Below are 844 nucleotides of genomic sequence, written 5' to 3' on the forward strand. Positions count from 1 at the left end.
CACGGTGTAGTTGCTGCTGCGTGGCGGTGCCGACACCGGCGTTGCCCGCGATATCGTTCACGCCCGTGAGGTTGACGCGGATGGTATTCGTCGTGTCGTTGACGTTGGCCGTGGGCGTGAAAGTCGCTGTCCAGGTTTTGCCGTTGGCCGTGAGCATGCCCAGCGTGCCGTTGGCATCGGTGAGCACGATGTCACCGATCGTGAAGCCGGTGACGGGTTCGCTAAAGGCAAAGGTGACGGTGGTGGTCTCGCCGATGGTGAGCGCGCTGTCGGCCAAGGTGATCGTGGCGGTGGGCCGAACGAGGTCAATGTCGAAGGTGGCATCATCGAAAACTATCATCGCGTAACGACCCGCATTGCCCGCGACATCGGTCATGTAACCTCCATGCGTGCTGATGTAATTGCCGGTTGATGAGGTACCGGAAGTCGGGGCAGTGAGCGTGAACTGCCAGGTAATGCCGTCGGTGGTGCGCAGGTCGGAGAATGTGCCGGGATTGGTGACCACGAGGAAATTGCGGCTAACAAGAAGGCTATCCAGGGTGAAACGGTCCTGATTCAGTGCTTCGGAGACGGTGACGGTGACGGTGGTTGATTCGCCGGCGCAGAGCTTGGTGTCAGCGATGGTGATGTCGGTTGCAAAGGGCCGCTTGGTATCGATGGAGTAGCTGGCGCTGCTGGCGGAGCCGGTACCGGCGTTGCCTGCGGCGTTGGTCACGCCAGCCAAGTTGACGCTGATGGTGTTGCTGCTGTCCTCAATGTTGACCGTGGGCGTGAAGGTGGCGGTCCAGGTTTTGCCGTCGGCGTTGGGGGTGAGCGTGCCCAGCGTGCCGTTGGCATCGGTGAG

The 844-nt window shown here is 61.3% G+C and carries 1 protein-coding gene; it reads right to left on the reverse strand.

The window, feature by feature from the left end:
* On the reverse strand, positions 1-844 hold an 844-nt coding region (locus VTU_RS34100), incomplete at both ends, for an Ig-like domain-containing protein (RefSeq protein ID WP_010108863.1).

The organism is Verminephrobacter aporrectodeae subsp. tuberculatae At4, assembly GCF_000193225.1.
In the GTDB taxonomy this organism is placed as follows: domain Bacteria; phylum Pseudomonadota; class Gammaproteobacteria; order Burkholderiales; family Burkholderiaceae_C; genus Acidovorax; species Acidovorax aporrectodeae.